Source organism: Streptomyces sp. NPDC048496 (genome assembly GCF_043200055.1).
Lineage (GTDB): Bacteria > Actinomycetota > Actinomycetes > Streptomycetales > Streptomycetaceae > Streptomyces.
On record NZ_JBICXB010000033.1, the window covers coordinates 25,671 to 44,628 of the forward strand.

Consider the following 18,958-nt stretch of genomic DNA (forward strand, 5'->3'; position numbering starts at 1 on the left):
TCCGCATCCGGGCGCCCGAGCGACATGGGCCATGGGTCCCTACGGCCGGGCAAAGGGCCCTCAAGGTCCGATCCGACCACCCGCACCAGCAAGACTTTCGGCGACTGGCTCGAGGGTAAGTCCTCTATCCCCAGAGCCACCCAGGACGCCCTCAAGACCCTCGAACGGATCGGCCGCCGCGAGAACTTCTGCATCTGCGGACCCTCGGCACCGGCAAGTCCCACTTCACCGAGGCCCTCGGCCAGACCGCGGTCGAAGCCGGCCTGTCCGTCACCTGGTTCACCATCGAGGACCTGGGCGACCTGGTGTGATCATCACCGGTAGCGCCACGGTCTGAACGGTCTGGCGGCGGAGCACGAAACGGCTGTCACGGACAGTCCGCGCCCCTGGGTAGCAGCAGCGGACACCATGTTCATACGGATCGAGGCGGAGCTCGTCACCCGGCGCGAGCTCGGTGCTGCCTGCGGCACAGGCTGACGGGCCGTCTTTGCGGCGGACAGGTGCGGCCCTGTCCGCCGTGTTCCATGGACGGCGCCGTAAGAGACCGCGTACTCAGCTCGTTTCGGTATCGGTTGCAGGCGGTGTTGCGCGACGAACGACGCAGTGCCCGGGCGCTCGCGGAGTGCCGCCGCCGTCCGGTCCGTAGCCGAATCTGATCAGCATGTGCGGATGACACCGCTTGTGTCCCGGAAGGGCCGTCGCCGCCCGCAGGTCGGGCCATTCCATGGCCTGATGCAGGAGTGACGTGCGCAGCCCGTGGGCGGTCGCCGTGAGCAGGACGTACTGCAGGGCCTGGCCTGCCCGCAGCCAGTCCTCCCGCCGGTCGTGGGACGTCCACAGCAGGGCCACCTGGACGTGGCGTTCGAACCAAAGGGCGGGCAGGCGGAGGGCTGGCAGCGCGCCGGTGAAGTCCCGCATCGGCATCCGCGCGGCCGCGTCGGGCGGGCCGAGGGCGGTGACGGGCATGCCGTAGGGGGTGTCTGCTCCCGGGGCGGTGATCCAGGTGCGGGTTTCGGCGGTGTGGTCGGGGTGGGCATGGTTGCGTGCCTCGGCCGCGGCGGTCAGACGCAGCAGCCGCCGTGTTCCGGCGATGCCCGGCACGTGCAGGCGTGCGCCGGCGGCGTGCGCGGCCGACGCCATCTCCGCCACGATCGGCTCGGGTACCGGTCGGCCGGTGAACGGCATCCGGCTGGTGTGCCGCCGCGCGATGGCCTCATGGAGACCAGGGTCCGACGGCTGGTCATCCGCGCCAAGTGGACCAGTCAGTCGTACGGTGGCCAGCAGGCCTGGTTCGTGCGGATCTGGCAGCAGTCTCGCCTCCGGCCGCCAGCCCTGGTGGACGGCGGCCAGCCGGAGGTTGAAGACCGCGGCGCCCACGGACAGATACTGGGCGCGGTGCATCGGGTCGGTCAGCGGCAGTGTTCGCTCCGGCGCCGAACGGACCTCCATTGCCTGGCTGTCGGGATCCAGGCGGAAGCGCCAGGGCTGTGTGTTGTGGATCGACGGGGCTGCCACGGCCGCCGTCAGGAGCGACTCCACGGTGGCGGCGTCCAGCGGGGCTTGGGTACGCATGATGCCTCCTCTTCTCTTCGTCGTGGCCACGGGTCAGGTGGCGGGCAGGATCACCAGGGACAGGGCCAGTTGGCCGCCGACCCAGAGGGCGGCGCCGGCCACGTGCACGAACCGCACCAGGGACCACGGACCGACGGTGTCCATCAGTCGCTCACCTCCACCATGCCCGTCGCCCCGGCTTCGGCGTGACGCATGTCGTGGTCGACGAAGGAGTAGTGGCCGGCCTCGGGAAAGGTGGTCTCGACGAACCCGCCCTGGGCCGGGGCCAGGTCGAGCACCTGCGATCCTCCGGAGACACCGGGTTTCAGTAGGTAGGTGCCTTCTTTGTACACGGCGTCGAAGACAGTACCGACAACATGGAAGGCGATGCCGTCGCTCGGTCCGGCGGCGACCACCCAGAAGCGGGCCCGTTCGCCGGCCTTCAGCGTCAACGGTGCCTTGGCGTACTGGGCGGCGGTACCGTTGAACACCCAGGCGTCCGGCGTGTCCTGACGCATCTTCGCCACCTGGGCGGTGCTGCCAGGGGTGCCGAGGTAGAGCTCGGAAGAGACCAGGACGTACTCGTGGTCGACCTTCTTCAGATCGGGCGGGTCGATGATGACGGCACCGTACATGCCGTTGCCCATGTGCTGGAACATGGGTGCGGTGCTGCAGTGGTACAGCCATGCCCCGGCCTTCTGGGCGCGGAACCGGTAGACCAGGCGCTCGCCGGGCTGGATGGTGCGCATCGGACCGTCCGGGGCGAGGGAGCCGGCGTGGAAGTCGATGCCGTGGCCCATGGACGGGTCGTCGTTGACCAGGGTGACCTCGAAGACGTCGCCGACCTTTCCGTGCAGGGTGGGGCCTGGTGCGGTGCCGCCGAAGGTCCACATCTGCTGCTTCACACCCGGGGCCACTTCGACCTCGGTGCGCGCGGCGTGCAGTTCGACCTTGTGGACCGTCCCGCCGGGCGCGGGGGCCAGGTCGGCATCGCGTGGCTGCCAGCCCGCGGAGAAGTCGGCGGAGAGGTCCGGAGCGCCGCTGGTGATGGCGGTCATGGAGTGGTCATCGTGCGGGCCCACGCCGTCGGTATCGCCGGTGACGACGATGTCCATCGTCATCCCGGCCGCCCGGTGGCCCGGCAGGGTGCACCACGCCTCGCGGTTCTTGGTGATCTGCCCGAGGTCGAGTACGTGGGTGTGGCCCTTGGCGAGCATCGGTGTGGCCGGACCGTCCTCGACCATGAGGTCGTGGCGTTGGACGTCGGTGTTGGTGACCTTCAGCCGCAGATCGGTGCCCGCGGTGACCTCGATCCGGGCCGGGCGGATGCGCATGTCGGCCAGGGTGACGGCGACCGTGCGGGTGGTCCCGGTGCCCGCGCCCGTCGTCCCGGCGGCGCTCACCCCGCCGCTCGTGTTCCCACCGCTGTTGGCCAAGAGCACAGCCAGCACGGTCAGTACGGCCCCTGCGGCGGTGCCCCACACGACCGGGCGTCGCGAGACGCCGCCCTTGCCCCCGTCCTGGAGAAGACCCCGTCCGCTGCGGACCAGGACGCGCACCACCAGGGCGAGGAACGCGGCTCCGGCCGCCCCGGGCAGCAGGATGCCCGCCGTGCCGACGGGGTCGGGCAGCGGAAGCGCGAGCAGGACCACGCCGAGGTTGAGCGCGACGAGCCGCGGCACCCAGCCCTGCTCAAGCACCGCCCGCAGCGCGGCCCGTTCCTTGGGACCGCTGGCCAGCACGATGGGCAGCAGGTAGGTGAGTGCCCCGATGAGGACCTGCGCGACGAGCCCGACGAGCAGCACCGGGACCAGCGACCCGACGTCGTCCCGTACCTCGGCGAGCGGCCGTGCGGTCAGGAGCACGAAGTCCACGATCACGCCGACGAGCAGCCATCCCGCAGCGGCGGCCAGCATCCACGCGGCGGGTGCCGAGATCGCGGGCCGTCGGCGCACCGTACGGGCGAACAGCTGCGTCGCGACGGCGACGCCGGCCGCGTATCCGGCGATGCCGAGTGCGGCAGCCGGGCGCCATCCGGCCGCCAGCCCGACGACCGCGGTCAGCAGGCCGCCCCCGGTCAGCACCAGCACCCAGCGCGCCAGCCGGGTGGTGCGCTCGGCCATGCGCACGCCCAGCACGGTGGGCCAGAGCATGAACAGCGTGCCCAGTACGGGCAGTCCGATCCAGCCGAGGAGCGTGACGTGCACGTGAGCCAGCTTCAGCCCGGTGTAGTGCTGCGGACCGGCCTTCCCGCCGGCCAGCAGCCAGCCCAGCACCGCGCCCATGATCAGTGCCGCCGCGGCGGCCCGGTAGTAGTCGGCGATCGGGGCAAGCCGTCCGCCCAGCGCGCCCCGGCCCATGCGGACCAGCACCACCAAGTGCGCGGCGACGGCGGTGACCAGCAGCGCGCATCCGGCACCGGTCAGGACGGGCAGGTCGGCCCACACGCCGGCGAGGATGCCCAGCGTTCCGATGTTGACGCCGGCCAGCCGGGCGTTGCTCCACCGCCGGTCGGGCAGCGGCGCGTGGAGCATGGCGACAGCGAAGTGCTCGCTCCACACCACGATCGCGGTGGTCGCGGCGCCGAGCAGGAACAGGTGGATGGCCAGCCAGCGGGCCACCGGCAGTGACTGCTGGGCGCTCGCCGCCAGCAGCGCGAGCACCACCCAGGCCGCGACCAGGATGTGGGCGGCCAGATGCCGACTGCGCAGGCCGGACGCCTTGAACCTGCTGGGCGGGCGGCCACCGCCGACGGCCGGGTCATCGTTCTTGCTGTACACGGTGCTCCTTGCCGCCCGGGGTGGCGGTCGGGCGGGGACGAACAGGCGGTTCCTCGTTGGCGCCACCGGACAGCAGCGCGGCCAGTTCCCGCTGGTGCGGGAAAGAGCCGGGCTGGTAGCCGCACCACGGCTCCTCGGCGTAGGGGTCGCCGGTGACGCCGTAGGCCCGGGACCGCGAGCCGCCGCAGACCCGGCGGAACTCGCACCGCCCGCATCGGCCGCCCAGCCGTTCGGGGTCTCGCAGCCCTGTGAACAGTTCCGAGGTGCGGTAGATATCGGTCAGGGGTGTCTCGCGTACGTTGCCGGCGCCCAGCGGCAGGAAACCGCTGGGGTGCACGGTGCCGGTGTGCGAGACGAAGGCGAAGCCGCGGCCCGCGTTGACGTCCAGCGGCGGGCGCCGCACCCGGCGCGCTCCGGCGTCAAGGCCCAACTCGGCGGCTCGCTCACGCAGTTCCCGGTACAGCGGCCCGAGTCCAAGCACGGCCACGTGGTCGTCGCCGCGGTTCGCGAGGACCTGGCGCTGTAGGGCGACGCGGCGGAAGTGGTGGGCTTCCGTGGTCTTGGCGGGCACGGTCAGGCCGACGTCGTGGACGAAGTTGAGGACGTCCTCGACCTCGGCGGGAGTCAGTGCGCCGAGGGTGCGGCCGCGGCCGGTGGGCACCAGGAAGAAGGCACTCCACAGCATCGCCCCGTGCTCGGCGACCAGGCGGACGACGTCGGGGAGGTCGTACAGGTTGTGCCGGGCGACCGTTGTGTTGATCTGCACCTTCATGCCGAGGCAACGCGCTGTGTCCCAGGCGTCCAGGGTCCAGCGGAACACCCCGGGCGCCCCGCGGAAGGCGTCGTGCAGCTCGGCTGTGGATCCGTCCAGGCTGAGCGAGAGCCCGGACGCGCCCGCAGCGTGCACGGCGCGCAATCGCTCGCCGGTAAGCGTCGGCGTGCCAGAGGGGGAGACAGCGACCCGGACCCCGACTTCCCTGCCGTAGGCGATGAGGTCGGTCAGGTCGGGACGCTGGAACGGGTCACCGCCGGTGATCACGAACAGTGGGGCGGGCTGTCCGAAGGCGGCCACCTGACGAAGCAGGTCCTGCGCGGCGGCGGTGTCCAGCTCCCGCGGGTCGCGGTCGGGCACGGCCTCGGCCCGGCAGTGCAGGCAGGCCAGCGGGCAGGCCCGGGTGGACTCCCAGATGACGATGAACGGCCGCTCCCCCGCGTCGTGCCGCTGGCGGCGGATGGCACGGACGGCAGCGCTCACCGCACAGCCCTTCCCAGCGCCCTGAGGCTGTGTCCGGCCGCCCTGGAGTCAGGGCAGACAAAGCGGGCGGCCGGACGATAACCGGCCCGGACCGTGCGCAGCACCCATGACGGGGGACGTCGGTGTAGGGCGCACGGATGCTGGTTGCAGTAGTACACGGGATACCTCCGGATCGGTCGCTGATCAGCATGCGGACTCGGGACCGACCGGCGCGGCGGCCGGCCAGTCCTTCCCGGTGGGCCGACAGTCCCTCGATCCGGCACTCGTGCCAGGGCTGGACGGCCCATCGGCACGGATGCATCGCGCCAGGTGCACGGGCACACCCGACCCCCTGGCCGACCGGACCCCAGCGCCGGGACCATTGGGCCCTATTGCGACCGTCCGGACTGGGCCGGACTGCCATCCGGTCAGGACCGCCGGCCCCAGGTGCACCAGGGCCCGCACCACCTAACGTTCCCAGCCATGGAGAACGATCAGAACGCACAGGCGTCGAGCGCTGGTGAAGGCTGGCCGCTGGCCGCCCGGCGACTGCTCACCCGCCGTGAGGTGTCGGCCGACGGGCGCGCCGTGTTCGGCGAGAACGACGGCAAGTGGGAGGGCTTCTACCGCGACCGCTGGGCGCACGACAAGGTGGTGCGCTCAACGCACGGGGTGAACTGCACCGGTTCCTGCTCGTGGATGGTGTACGTCAAGGAGGGCATCATCACCTGGGAGCACCAGGCCACCGACTACCCGTCCATCGGTACGGACTGCCCCGAGTACGAGCCACGCGGCTGCCCGCGCGGCGCCTCGTTCTCCTGGTACACCTACTCCCCCAGCCGGGTCCGCTACCCGTATGTACGCGGCGCGCTGCTGAAGCTGTGGCGCGAAGCCCGGAAGCGGCTCGGCGACCCGGTGGCGGCCTGGGCCGAGATCACCGGCGATCCGGCCAAAGCGCGCGCTTACAAGAAGGCCCGCGGCAAGGGCGGTCTGGTGCGCGCCGACTGGGACGAGGTCAGCGAGCTGGTTGCCGCCGCTCACGTGCACACCGTCAAGACGTACGGCCCGGACCGCGTCGCGGGCTTCTCCCCGATCCCGGCGATGTCGATGGCGTCGTTCGCGTCCGGCGCCCGCTTCATGTCCCTGATCGGCGGCACGCTGCTGTCCTTCTACGACTGGTACGCGGATCTGCCGATCGCCTCGCCGCAGGTCTTCGGCGACCAGACCGACGTACCGGAGGCCGCGGACTGGTGGAACGCCGGCTATCTGATCATGTGGGGCTCCAACATCCCCGTCACCCGCACGCCGGACGCCCACTTCCTCACCGAGACCCGCTACAACGGCACCAAGGTCGTCGCGGTCAGCCCCGACTACGCCGACAACGTCAAGCACGCCGACGAGTGGCTGGCCCCGCACCCCGGCACCGACGGGGCACTGGCGATGGCCATGGGGCACGTGATTCTGCGCGAGTTCCTCGTCGACCGCGAAGTGCCCTACTTCCAGGACTACCTGCGCAAGTTCACCGACGCGCCGTTCCTGGTGGCCCTGCGCGAGCACACCGAGGGCGGCCTGGTCCCGGACGGGTTTTTGACCGCCGCCGACCTCGGACACGACACGGAACACGCCGGGTCCAAGACCGTTCTCCTCGACGCGGCCACCGGCGAACCGGTCGTGCCGAACGGCTCGCTCGGCTTCCGCTGGGGGAAAGCCGGGCAGGGCCGCTGGAACCTCGACCTGGGCGACGCCGTGCCCGAGTTGAGCCTGCTCGAGAGGGCTGAGGAGACTGCCGAGGTCGCGCTGCCGCGGTTCGACGAGGGGCGCACGGAGGGCGGCTCGGTGATGGTGCGCGGGGTGCCGGTCCGCAGGATCGGCGGCCGGATGGTCACCACGGTCTTCGACCTGATGCTCGCCCAGTACGGGGTGGAGCGGCCGGGCCTGCCGGGCAGCTGGCCGTCGTCGTACGAGGACGCGTCCGAGCCGTACACCCCGGCCTGGCAGGAGACCATCACCTCCGTGCCCGCAGGGCAGGCGGCCCGCATCGCCCGCGAGTTCGCCCGCAACGCCGAGCGCACCAACGGCCGCTCCATGATCGCCCTCGGTGCCGGCACCAACCACTGGTTCCACTCCGACACCATCTACCGGGCCTTTTTGGCGCTGACGACGATGACCGGCTGCCAGGGCGTCAACGGCGGCGGCTGGGCGCACTACGTCGGCCAGGAGAAAGTCCGTCCTCTCACCGGACTGCAACACCTGGCGTTCGCCTTCGACTGGCAGCGCCCCACCCGGCACATGGCAGGCACCTCGTACTGGTACCTGAACTCCGACCAGTGGCGCTACGAGGCGTTCGGGCCCGACGAGCTGGCCTCCCCGCTCGGGGAGGGGCGGTTCCAGGGCAAGGGGTTCGCCGACTGCCTGGCACAGGCCGTGCGGCTGGGCTGGACGCCCGGTCACCCCGGTTTCAACCGCAACCCCCTCGACCTGACGGACGAGGCGGCGCGGGCGGGCCGGCCGGTCGCCGAGCACATCGTCGACGAACTCAAGTCCGGGCGGCTGCGGTTCGCCGCCGAGGACCCCGACGACCCCGCCAACTTCCCCCGCGTACTGACGGTGTGGCGAGCAAACCTGCTCGGCTCCTCCGGCAAGGGCAACGAGTACTTCCTGCGGCACCTGCTCGGCACCGACGCGGCGGTCCGCTCCGAGGAGACCCCGCCCGAGGGACGCCCGCAGGAGGTGGTCTGGCGGGACGAGGCACCCGAGGGCAAGCTCGACCTGCTGGTCACCATGGACTTCCGGATGACCTCCACCAGCCTGCTCTCCGACGTGGTCCTGCCGGCCGCGACCTGGTACGAGAAGGACGACCTGTCCAGCACTGACATGCACCCCTTCGTGCACGCCTTCACGCCGGCCATCGCCCCGCCCTGGCAGGCACGCACCGACTACGACAGCTTCCTCACGATCGCCGACAAATTCAGTGATCTGGCCGCCGAGCACCTGGGTACGCGTACCGACGTCCTGGCGGTGCCGCTGCTGCACGACACCCCCGACGAACTCGCCCAGCCGGGCGGCGTGGTGCGGGACTGGAAGACCGGGGAGTGCGAGCCGATCCCGGGACGCACCATGCCGAAGCTCGTCGTCATCGAGCGGGACTATGCCGCGACCGCGCAAAAGATGCGCGCCGTCGGCCCGCTGCTGGACACCCTGGGCACCACCACCAAGGGCGTCACCGTCCACCCCGACCGGGAGATCGACGAGCTGCGCCGTCGCTGCGGCACCGTCCGCGACGGAGTCGCCGCCGGCCGACCCTCCCTGGCCACCGCCTCCGACATGTGCGAGGCGATCCTCGCTTTGTCCGGCACTACCAACGGGCGACTGGCCACCGAGGGCTTCCGCGAACTGGAGCGGCAGACCGGCAGTAAGGGCCTGGTGGAACTCGCCTCCGAACGCGAGGCCGAGCGGATCACCTTCGCCGACACCCGCACCCAGCCGCGTGCCGTGATGACCTCCTACGAATGGTCGGGCTCGGAGACCGGCGGCCGCCGCTATTCTCCGTTCGTCATCAACACCGAGCACAAGAAGCCCTGGCACACCCTCACCGGCCGGCAGCACTTCTTCGTCCAGCACGACTGGATGGCCGAACTCGGCGAGCAACTGCCCGTATACCGGCCCCCGTTGAACACCCCCCGGCACTACGGCGACGAGCATCTGCGCGAGGACGGCCGGGCGGAGGTCACGGTCCGCTATCTGACCCCGCACTCGAAGTGGTCCATCCACTCCAATTACCAGGACAACGCGCACATGCTCGCCCTTTCCCGGGGCGGCCCGGTGATCTGGATGTCCTTGGAGGACGCCGAGAAGATCGGCGTCAAGGACAACGAGTGGATCGAGGCGTACAACCGCAACGGCGTCGTCGCCTGCCGGGCCGTGGTCACGCACCGAATGCCCGAGGGCACCGTGTACATGTACCACGCGCAGGACCGCAACGTGAACGTGCCCAAGACCGAGGTCAGCGGCAAGCGGGGCGGCATCCACAACTCGCTGACCAGGCTGCTGCTCAAGCCGACCCATCTCGCGGGCGGCTACGCACAGTTCACCTACGCCTTCAACTACTACGGCCCGACCGGAAACCAGCGCGACGAGGTCACCGTCATCCGCCGCCGCAGCCAGCAAGTGGAGTACTGACATGCGCGTCATGGCACAGATCGCGATGGTGATGAACCTCGACAAGTGCATCGGGTGCCACACCTGTTCGGTCACCTGCAAGCAGACGTGGACCAATCGCACCGGCGTCGAGTACGCCTGGTTCAACAACGTCGAGACCAAGCCCGGCGTCGGCTACCCGCGCCGCTACGAGGACCAGGAACAGTGGAAGGGCGGCTGGATGCTCGACAAGCGCGGACGTCTCGTCCTGCGCTCCGGGGGGCGGATCAGGCGGCTGCTGTCGCTGTTCTCCAACCCCGACCTGCCCTCCCTCGAGGACTACTACGAGCCGGTCACCTACGACTACGACAACCTGGTCAGCGCTCCCGCCGGGCCGGACATGCCAGTCGCCCGGCCACGCTCCGTGCTCACCGGCAAGCCCACCGCCATTACCTGGGGCGCCAACTGGGAGGACGGCCTCGGCGGCGCGCCTGAACACGCAGGCGGCGACCCCAACCTGAGCGGCGAGTGGGCGGAGAAGGTGAAGTTCGAGTTCGAACAGACCTTCCTCTTCCACCTGCCGAGGCTGTGCGAACACTGCCTCAACCCCGCCTGCGTCTCCGCCTGCCCATCTGGTGCGATGTACAAGCGGGTCGAGGACGGCATCGTCCTGGTCGACCAGGACCGCTGCCGCGGCTGGCGGATGTGCGTGACGGCATGCCCGTACAAGAAGGTGTACGTCAACCACGCCACCGGCAAGGCCGAGAAGTGCACCTTCTGCTTCCCCCGCATCGAGGCCGGACAGCCCACCGTCTGCTCCGAGACCTGCGTGGGACGACTGCGCTACCTCGGACTGCTGCTGTACGACGCCGACCGCGTCGGCGAGGCCGCGGCCACCCCGGACGAGAAGGACCTGCTGGACGCCCAGCGCGGTGTCTTTCTCGACCCGTCCGACCCCGAAGTGATCGCCGCGGCACGGGAGTCCGGCATCCCCGAGGACTGGCTGGACGCCGCCCGCCGCTCCCCCGTGCACGACCTGGTCTCCCGCTACAAGGTGGCGCTGCCGCTGCACCCGGAGTACCGCACCCTGCCGATGGTCTGGTACGTCCCGCCGCTCTCGCCCGTCCTCGACGCCGTCGACGCGGCGGGCGGCAACCAGGACGACCCCGACCACGTCTTCGCCGCCGTCACCCGGCTGCGCATCCCGCTGGAGTACCTGGCGCAACTGTTCACCGCCGGGGACACCGACGTGGTCGCCGGGGTACTGATGAAGCTCACCGCGCTGCGCTCGTACATGCGCGAACGCACCCTCGGCGAGGCCGGCGACGAGGCCCCACTCAAGGCTGTCGGGCTCACCGCCCGGGAGGCGGAGGACCTGCACCGGCTGCTTGCCGTCGCCAAGTACGCCGACCGCTATGTCGTTCCCGCCGCGCACAAAGAGGACGCGGCCGCGCTCACCGCGATGGAGAACCGCTGCCCGGTCGAATCGTCCGGCGCCCCGGCGGAGGCCGGCGGGCGACGCGTCATGCTCGGCATCCCCACCCTGCGCCGCCGTACGCCCGAAACCCCCGCCGGAGGCCGTCCGTGAGCCCGCTGCCCGCAACGATTCCCGCCCTCGTCCGCACCCGCGTCCGCGCGGCCGTGCGCCGCCCGGCCCGGCTCACCCCCGAGGAAGCCGAGGCTCGCACCCTGCTGCTGCGGCTGTGTTCGCTGCTGCTGCAGTACCCGGAAGCCGAACTCACCGCCGCCCGACCGGTATTGACGGCTACCGTCAAGGCACTGCCGTCCTCGCCTGCCGCCGAGCACCTGGCCGCCTTCACCACCTGGTTCACCGGCCAGGAGCCCGAGGCGCTGGAGCGCCATTACGTCGAGATGTTCGACCTGCGCCGCAAGAGCAGCCTCTACCTCACCTACTACCTGCACGGTGACACCCGCCGCCGGGGCATGGCCCTGCTCACCCTGAACCAGCGGTACCGGGCCGCGGGCTGGGACACCGACGGGGGTGAACTGCCCGACCACTTGCCGGTCGTGCTGGAGTTCGCCGCCCTGGCCGGTCCAGGTGGCGGCGAGGCACCGCTGCGCCAGCACCGGCGGGGACTGGAGTTGATCCGCCGTGCCCTGACCGACGCCGGCTCCCCATACCGGCACGTCCTGGCCGCCCTGCTCACCCTGCTGCCGCCACCCACCGAGGCGGACCGCGCGGCGGTGGCCCAGCTCGTCGCCGAGGGCCCGCCGAACGAGGAGGTCGGCCTCGACCCCTACGGGACCTACGGGGACGGGGAGTTCGCACCTCCGGGCACCTTCGTGCCGCCGGCGCCCGCCCCGCCGACCCGTGTGCCGCCCGCTTCGACCAGCCGTACGGAAGGCCCCCGATGAACGCCGTACCCACCCCCTTGGCCGCCGCGTCCACGAGCGGCGCCGACCTCCTCCTGTGGGTCGCCATCCCCTACATCTGTCTCGCCGTGTTCGTCGTCGGGCACGTCTGGCGCTACCGCCAGGACCAGTTCGGCTGGACCTCCCGCACCAGCCAGCTCCTCGAACACCGGTGGCTGCGCTGGGGCAGCCCGCTGTTCCACCTGGGCGCCTTCATGGTGATCGCCGGGCATGTGGTGGGCCTGGCGGTCCCCGCCTCCTGGACCGAGGCCGCCGGGATCAGCGAACACGCCTACCACACCACGGCCGTCTGGGCGGGTTCGGTGGCGGGCGTCGCCATGGTCGCGGGGCTGGGCATGCTGTGCGCCCGCCGTCTGCTGACCCGCCGGATCCGGCTCGGCACCGACCGCAGCGACAAGCTGCTCTTCCCACTGCTGTCCGCCACCGTCCTGCTGGGCATCACCGCCACCGCCGCCCACAACGTGTTCGGCCCCGGCTACGACTACCGTGCCACCGTCTCCGTGTGGTTCCGCGGCCTGTTCGTGCTCCAGCCGCAGCCGGAGGCGATCGCCGGAGCCCCGCTGCTGTTCCAGCTGCACGCCCTGAGCGCCTGCCTGCTCTTCGCGGCCTGGCCGTTCACCCGACTGGTCCATGTGTGGAGCGCCCCGATCGGATACCTGGCCCGGCCGTACCTGGTCTACCGGCGGCGATCCACACCGGCCGCGGCCCCGACGGCCGCGGGTCGGCCGCGGTCGGCCTCCGGCTCCCGGCGAGCGGCATGAGTCACAGACCCGTGCTCGCGCCGGACGCGACGACCACCCGGCGCACGCACGCAGTGGGCGCGAGCCGCCGAACGGGCCTGGTGATGCTGCTTACCGGGATCGTCGGCTGGCTCGCCTCCTTCCAGCTCACCGTGGACGACTGGCGGCTCCTCAAGGACCCGGCCTACCAACCGCCGTGCAACATCAGCCCCGTCGTGAGTTGCGGCAGCGTCATGTCCAGTGCGCAGGGCAGCCAGTTCGGTTTCCCCAACATGCTGCTCGGACTGGGTGCCTTCGCCGCCGTGGCCGCCCTCGGCGTCGCCGTGCTCTGCGGTGCGGGCCTGCACCGTCGGCTGTGGCTCGCGCTGGATGCCGGTGCGCTGATGGGGGTGGTGTTCGTCCACTGGCTGATCGGACAGTCGCTCTACGAGCTGGGCAAGATCTGCCCCTACTGTGCCGTCGTCTGGGTCGTCACCATCGCTCTGTTCTGGTACGTGGCCCTGCACTGCCTGCAGCGGGGAATCGTCCCCGTGCCCCGGGGTGTGCTGGCGGTCGTCCGGGACACGCACTGGCTGCTGCTCGCCGCCTGGTATGGGGTGATTACGCTGCTCGTCCTCACCCGCTTCTGGCCGTACTGGAGCAGCCTGCTGTAGCCGACCATCGCACCCGCACGAGCCGCTCACAGGTCATACGGATGAGAGAACGAGGATCATGGACGACGTACTGAAGGAATGGACGGCCACTGTGAAGGCCGACCTGGGCATCGACCTCGAAGTCGACCGGGCCCTCCTGCTCGCCCTCGCGGGCGATGCGGCTCATGGCGTCGCCCGGCCCGCCGCCCCGCTGACGACCTTCCTGGTCGGGTATGCGGCGGGGTGTGCGGGCGGCGGCCCTGACGCGGTGGCCGCCGCAGCCCGGCGTGCCGGAGAACTCGCCGCCCGGTGGGCCGGTGAGGCCGACCATGGCCCGGGCTCCGGGACCGCATGACGAGCCCCGCCGCCGGTCACGCCCAGGGCCCCTGCGCTGCTGATGTTGCGATTGGCCCGTTCGGACCCCTGCTCGACCGGTAGGACAACCGCGCGCAAGCCCAGGGCGCCATCCATGATCTGAACGGATGGCGCCCTGGGCTACGTCGGCGCGGTCAGGAGCAGGCCTCCCGTGGGAGCCGTACAGATCACTGGGGGTTCGCGGTCCGAGGCCGGGACAGACCCCGTCGGCCGGCCGAACGGGCTCACCGGAGAGGCGACGTTGCGGACTTCTCGCAGACCGGGATGCCGTCGCCGCAGCTGGCGCTCCAGGCGCTGGTGAAGCGTGAACCAGGAGGCGGGGCAGCCGTGGCAGGCGCCACCGAGGCGGACGATGACGATGCCGTCGCGTACGTCGCCGAGGTCGATGCTGCCGCCGTGGGACCGGGCGAAGTCACCCACCTCACCGGCGAGAACCTCTCGTGCCACACTGTGAAGCAGCGCGTCGTCGCCGCTGTGGTCGCTGCCGACGGCCGGGATCCACCCGGCGGGTTCATCGAGGGCGGCGTGCAGCGCGCTGCGGGACCGATGCCTCTGGCCGCGGCCGCGTCCCCCACATCCCCTGCGCATGTGCCTTCCAGATCCCGCTCCAGTCCGGCGATGACCGCGGTCACCGGCCCGGTGCCCAGGAAATCCGCCAGCAGTGCGACCGCGTCACGCAGTTCCCCCGCCCCCAGGCCATCCTTCACTTCGCCCCTCATGAACGGCATTGCGCCATGGGGCACTTCAGCAACCCCACACCCGTTGGCTCCGCAATCAGGGCCGAACGGCCCCGCCACGACGGCCCAGTGTGCTCTGCGCCCGCAGATCGAAGATGCGTCACCGTAGCGAAATGGAGTTCACGCCGGTCGGACAGGGATGGATGCACGCATGCTGAAACGGGACGGCAGAGTGTTGTGGTGGCGCTGGCGACGCAACCCGCTCAAACGCCGCTCCGACACCGCCGAAGCCTGGATCGGTGTGGCAGCGACGACGGTACTGCTGCTCGCCACGCCGGCTGTGGGCGTCGTGACGGCTGGTGTCGCCGAGCACTCGGCGCTCGACCAGGCCCGAGGACTGCATCGGGTCACCGCGCACCTCGTCAAGGACGCTCCCCCAACGCTGTCACGGTTCTCCGTGGCGGCGACCGACAGCCGCGTGCGAGCGACCGTACGGTGGACAACGCCCGGCGGCTCCCCCAGGTCCGACACCGCCTCCGTGGCAGCGGGTAGCAAGGCTGGCTCTCCCACCACGGTGTGGCTCGACAACGTCGGCCGTATCCAGCCCGCGCCGCCCACCCCCACCCAGGCCAAGTCGCAAGGAGCCGCCCTCGGTGCGGCCTCGGCAGCGGGCACGGGTGTGCTGGTGGTGGGCGTCTGCTGGGCCGCCCGGCTACGACTGGACAGGCGCCGCGAGGCGCAGTGGGACCGTGCCTGGGCCAAGTTCGACGCGCGCCGAGGCCACCGGCACGCGTGATACGGGTTTACGAGGCGTACCGCCGCGCCGTCCCCGCATGGCGGCCCCGCCGGACGCCCTGGCGGCCGGACGCGGAAGGAGCACGTGCCTTCAGCGCATGAGCGCAGGTTGGGGCCGCACGGCTCCCCGAAGCGGACGCGACGGCGGAATGGGGCACCGCGCATGAGACGCCCCGACCCACGGGGGCACTACGACGGGGCGTGATGACTCCCTCACGGAGTGCGGTCCCGCAGGCCCCATGGTCAAACCAATCCGGTCAGCCGTCCCAGGTCCAGTCGGCGACCTCGGGCAGGTCGGTGCCGTGCTCCCGGATCCAGTCGTGGTGGCGCAGCCGGGCGTCCTCCATCCGCTGGCGCACGACGGCGGCACGGACGGCGAGCCCTGGGACGCGGTCGATGACGTCCATGACCAGCCGGTAGCGGTCCAGGTCGTTGCGCACCACCATGTCGAACGGGGTGGTTGTGGTGCCGATCTCCTTGTAGCCGCGCACGTGCAGGTTCCGGTGCCCGTTGCGCCGGTAGGCGAGCCGGTGGATCAGCCACGGGTAGCCGTGGTAGGCGAAAATCACCGGCTTGTCGGCGGTGAACAGGCCGTCGTGCTCGAAGTCGCTCATCCCGTGCGGGTGTTCCTCGCTCGGCAGCAGGCGGGCGATGTCGACGACGTTCACCACGCGCACCGCCAGCTCTGGCAGGTGCCGGCGCAGCAGCTGGGCGGCAGCCAGCACCTCCTGGGTCGGGACGTCGCCCGCGCAGGCGAGTACCACGTCCGGTTCACGGGTGCCGTCCTCGGTGCCGGCCCAGTCCCAGATGCCGGCGCCGCGCGCGCAGTGGACCTTGGCCTGGTCCATCGACAGCCAGTCGAAGCAGGGTTGCTTTCCGGCGACGATCACGTTCACGTAGTCGCGGCTGCGCAGCGCGTGGTCCGCGACGGACAGCAGGGTGTTGGCGTCCGGCGGCAGGTAGACCCGTACCACCTCCGGGCTCTTGTTGAGGATGTGGTCGACGAAACCGGGGTCCTGGTGGGAGAAACCGTTGTGGTCCTGCCGCCACACGTGCGAGGTGAGCAGGTAGTTGAGGGAGGCGATGGGGGCCCGCCAGGGCAGCCGTCGGGTGACGCGCAGCCATTTGATGTGCTGGTTGACCATCGAGTCGACGATGTGCACGAACGCCTCGTAGCAGGAGAACAGCCCGTGCCGGCCGGTCAGCAGGTAGCCCTCCAGCCAGCCCTGGCAGGTGTGTTCGGACAGGATCTCCATCACCCGTCCGTGCCGGTCCAGGTGTTCATCCACGGGCAAGGTCTCGGCCTGCCACGCCTTGCCGCTGGCCGCGTAGACGGCCTGGAGGCGGTTGGAGGCGGTCTCATCGGGGCCGACCAGGCGGAAGTCGCGCCGGTCGGCGGTGGATCGCATGACGTGTTCGAGCAGGTCGCCCAGGACGCGGGTGGGTTCGTGAAGGGTCGCGCCGGGCTTGTCGACTTCGACGGCGTACGTCTCAAGCGGCGGCAGGGGGAGTTCGCGCAGCAGCAGGCCGCCGTTGGCGTGCGGGGTGGCGCCGAGCCTGCGGTCGCCTACGGGAATGCAGGCCAGCACCTGAGAACGGGGGTGGCCGTGCTCGTCGAACAGTTCCTCCGGGCGGTAGGAGCGCAGCCATGCCTCCAGCTGCCGCAGGTGGTCGGGGTTGTCGCGGACGGCAGCCAGCGGGACCTGGTGGGCGCGCCAGGTGCCTTCGACCGGCAGGCCGTCGACCTCGGCCGGGCCGGTCCAGCCCTTCGGGGTGCGCAGCACGATCACGGGCCAGCGGGGGCGCTCGGTGGCGCCGTCCTCGCGGGCGGTGCGCTGGATTGCGGCGATGCGGTGCAGCGCGCTGTCCATGGCGCCGGCCATGGAGCGGTGGACGGCGGCCGGGTCGTCGCCGGTGACGTGGATCGGGTCGTGGCCATACCCATTGAGGAGCGCGTCGAGTTCCGTTTCGGGGAGCCGGGCGAGGACCGTCGGGTTGGCGATCTTGTAGCCGTTGAGGTGGAGGATCGGCAGGACGGCGCCGTCGTGCACCGGGTCCAGGAACTTGTTGGAGTGCCACGAGGCGGCCAGCGGGCCGGTCTCCGCCTCGCCGTCGCCGACGACGCAGGCGACCAGCAGGTCGGGGTTGTCCAGGGCGGCGCCGTAGGCGTGCGACAGCGAGTAGCCCAGTTCGCCGCCCTCGTGGATGGATCCGGGTGTCTCGGGCGCTACGTGGCTGGGCACGCCGCCGGGGAACGAGAACTGCTTGAACAGCCGTCCCATGCCGGCCGCGTCCCGCGTGATGTCCGGGTAGGTCTCGGAGTACGAGCCCTCCAGCCAGGAGTTGGCGACCACGGCAGGCCCGCCGTGGCCCGGCCCCCAGATGCACAGGGCGTTCAGGTCGCGGACCTTGATGACACGGTTGAGGTGGGTGTGCACCAGGTTCAGCCCGGGGGAGGTGCCCCAGTGGCCGAGCAGCCGCGGTTTGACGTGCTCGGGGCGCAGTGGCTCGGTCAGCAGGGGGTTGGCCATGAGGTAGATCTGGCCGACGGCCAGATAATTCGCGGCGCGCCAGTGGGCGTCCAGCGTCCTCAGCTCTTCGTCGGAGAGCTGGGCGGGCGCCTGCTGCGTGTCGACGGACATGGGGAATCCCTTCTTCCACAACGGACGGTCCGGCGGGTCCGCAATGCCTTCCACCCTCCCCCACCCGACCGGCGCCCGCCAGAGGGCTCACCGCGACACACCGATTCACGGAAACCGGACCGCTCGCAAAGCTGAGAGAGCTGAGGACCTTTCGTCACGACACCGAGCCGGACGCACGGCCGTCCCCCGGTCTCATCGGATCCTGTGGCGGGCCGACGGCGCCGTACGCGGCGCGGACGATGTCAGTGGTCATCACGGAGCCGACCTTGTCGTGCTTCATCTCTGGTTTCTTCTCAGCGGAGTCGGCGCAGACAGGGGTCCTGGGGCCGGCGGGGCACCAGGCGTACCCGTGCGTCGAGGGGGATGATGCTCAGGGCCGCCGAGCGGGCCCGGCGCAGGTCCTTGTGCGGGCCGTCCAGCAGGAACTGGTCGTTGGTGTAGCCGTGGATGGACCTCCCCGACCACGCAGCGAGCCTCTGAGCCGGTCACGGCCCTCACGCCCGCTGCGGTACGACGGCAACCGGGCAGGCCGAGTGTGCAGGACCGCGTGGGCGACGCGGCCGAGCTGGAGACCGTAGTGGCCCTCGCGGCGCCGGGCTCCCACGACGAGCAGGTCGGCGTCGGCCGAGGCGTCGAGCAGTACCCGGCGGGCGTGGCCCTCGACGGTGCGCCGGTGGACGTCGGCGTCGGCCGGGACGTCCTGCAGGGCCGCTTCCAGCTCCTCCACGGCCCGTTCCTCGTGCAGCCGGGCGGGTTCGCCGGCCATCAGGGGGTGATCGGTGGTCTCGTGCGCGGGGCAGCGCCAGGCTCGTACGGCCTCCAGCGGCGCGCCGCGGCGTTGCGCCTCCTCCACGGCGAAGCGCACCGCCGCTGCGTCCGCCGGCTTCTCACCGACGCCCAGGACGCGGACCTGGCCGGGACCGGGCTCGGGGTCGGGGTGCTCCTAGATGACCAGGGGCTCGCCGAAGGCTCGTACGACTGCTGCCTTCATGGTCTCTTCT

At 71.0% G+C, this 18,958-nt stretch carries 12 protein-coding genes and 4 pseudogenes; 8 read left to right on the plus strand and 8 right to left on the minus strand.

Going from position 1 to position 18,958, the window contains the following annotated elements:
- Positions 1-84: 84 nt before the first annotated feature.
- Positions 85-308, plus strand: a pseudogene (locus ACGFSA_RS25120) (ATP-binding protein); the annotation flags it as partial.
- 244 nt (positions 309-552) lie between these two features.
- Here the strand turns inward: ACGFSA_RS25120 and ACGFSA_RS25125 are convergent.
- The 3 genes from ACGFSA_RS25125 to ACGFSA_RS25135 form a co-directional block, all read right to left on the minus strand.
- Positions 553-1,572 carry an Acg family FMN-binding oxidoreductase gene (locus ACGFSA_RS25125; RefSeq protein WP_393307796.1) on the minus strand — a complete coding sequence of 340 codons (1,020 nt, stop codon included), beginning with the start codon at positions 1,570-1,572 and terminating at the stop codon, positions 553-555.
- 143 nt (positions 1,573-1,715) lie between these two features.
- Positions 1,716-4,331: a multicopper oxidase domain-containing protein gene (locus ACGFSA_RS25130; protein ID WP_393307798.1), complete on the minus strand. Its 2,616-nt coding sequence runs from the start codon at positions 4,329-4,331 to the stop codon at positions 1,716-1,718.
- Complete coding sequence (locus tag ACGFSA_RS25135; protein WP_393307800.1) at positions 4,312-5,586, minus strand: TIGR04053 family radical SAM/SPASM domain-containing protein; 1,275 nt, start codon at positions 5,584-5,586, stop codon at positions 4,312-4,314. The genes ACGFSA_RS25130 and ACGFSA_RS25135 overlap by 20 nt, the downstream gene beginning before the upstream one ends.
- Positions 5,587-6,048: 462 nt before the next feature.
- Here ACGFSA_RS25135 and ACGFSA_RS25140 point away from each other — a divergent pair, with 462 nt between their 5' ends.
- The 6 genes and pseudogenes from ACGFSA_RS25140 to ACGFSA_RS25165 all read left to right on the plus strand — a co-directional run.
- Complete coding sequence (locus tag ACGFSA_RS25140) at positions 6,049-9,744, plus strand: nitrate reductase subunit alpha (protein WP_393307802.1); 3,696 nt, start codon at positions 6,049-6,051, stop codon at positions 9,742-9,744.
- Between the two features lies 1 nt (position 9,745).
- Positions 9,746-11,290 (plus strand): nitrate reductase subunit beta, encoded by a 1,545-nt coding sequence (narH, locus tag ACGFSA_RS25145; RefSeq protein ID WP_393307804.1) that lies wholly within the window; start codon positions 9,746-9,748, stop codon positions 11,288-11,290.
- Positions 11,287-12,078: a nitrate reductase molybdenum cofactor assembly chaperone gene (gene narJ, locus ACGFSA_RS25150; RefSeq protein ID WP_393307806.1), complete on the plus strand. Its 792-nt coding sequence runs from the start codon at positions 11,287-11,289 to the stop codon at positions 12,076-12,078. The genes narH and narJ overlap by 4 nt, the downstream gene beginning before the upstream one ends.
- Positions 12,075-12,857 (plus strand): respiratory nitrate reductase subunit gamma, encoded by a 783-nt coding sequence (gene narI, locus ACGFSA_RS25155; protein WP_393307808.1) that lies wholly within the window; start codon positions 12,075-12,077, stop codon positions 12,855-12,857. The genes narJ and narI overlap by 4 nt, the downstream gene beginning before the upstream one ends.
- Positions 12,854-13,489, plus strand: coding sequence for a vitamin K epoxide reductase family protein (locus ACGFSA_RS25160; protein WP_393307810.1), 636 nt, complete (start codon positions 12,854-12,856; stop codon positions 13,487-13,489). Before narI ends, ACGFSA_RS25160 begins: the two co-directional genes overlap by 4 nt.
- 46 nt (positions 13,490-13,535) lie before the next feature.
- Positions 13,536-13,823, plus strand: a pseudogene (locus ACGFSA_RS25165) (DUF6457 domain-containing protein); the annotation flags it as partial.
- A 140-nt stretch (positions 13,824-13,963) separates the two neighbouring features.
- Here the strand turns inward: ACGFSA_RS25165 and ACGFSA_RS25170 are convergent.
- Positions 13,964-14,431 carry a NifU family protein gene (locus ACGFSA_RS25170; protein ID WP_393307812.1) on the minus strand — a complete coding sequence of 156 codons (468 nt, stop codon included), beginning with the start codon at positions 14,429-14,431 and terminating at the stop codon, positions 13,964-13,966.
- Positions 14,432-14,731: 300 nt separating this feature from the next.
- On the opposite strand from ACGFSA_RS25170, the gene ACGFSA_RS25175 reads away from it, so the two are divergent.
- Positions 14,732-15,316, plus strand: coding sequence for a hypothetical protein (locus ACGFSA_RS25175; RefSeq protein ID WP_393307814.1), 585 nt, complete (start codon positions 14,732-14,734; stop codon positions 15,314-15,316).
- Positions 15,317-15,572: 256 nt separating this feature from the next.
- On the opposite strand, the gene ACGFSA_RS25180 is transcribed toward ACGFSA_RS25175, so the two are convergent.
- The 4 genes and pseudogenes from ACGFSA_RS25180 to ACGFSA_RS25195 form a co-directional block, all read right to left on the minus strand.
- Complete coding sequence (locus ACGFSA_RS25180; protein ID WP_393307816.1) at positions 15,573-17,957, minus strand: phosphoketolase; 2,385 nt, start codon at positions 17,955-17,957, stop codon at positions 15,573-15,575.
- Between the two features lie 154 nt (positions 17,958-18,111).
- On the minus strand, positions 18,112-18,237 hold the full coding sequence (locus ACGFSA_RS25185) for a hypothetical protein (RefSeq protein WP_393307818.1): 126 nt from the start codon (positions 18,235-18,237) through the stop codon (positions 18,112-18,114).
- A gap of 79 nt (positions 18,238-18,316) precedes the next feature.
- Positions 18,317-18,409: pseudogene (locus ACGFSA_RS25190) on the minus strand (hypothetical protein); the annotation flags it as partial.
- A 42-nt stretch (positions 18,410-18,451) separates the two neighbouring features.
- Positions 18,452-18,861: pseudogene (locus tag ACGFSA_RS25195) on the minus strand (universal stress protein); the annotation flags it as partial.
- Positions 18,862-18,958: the final 97 nt, after the last annotated feature.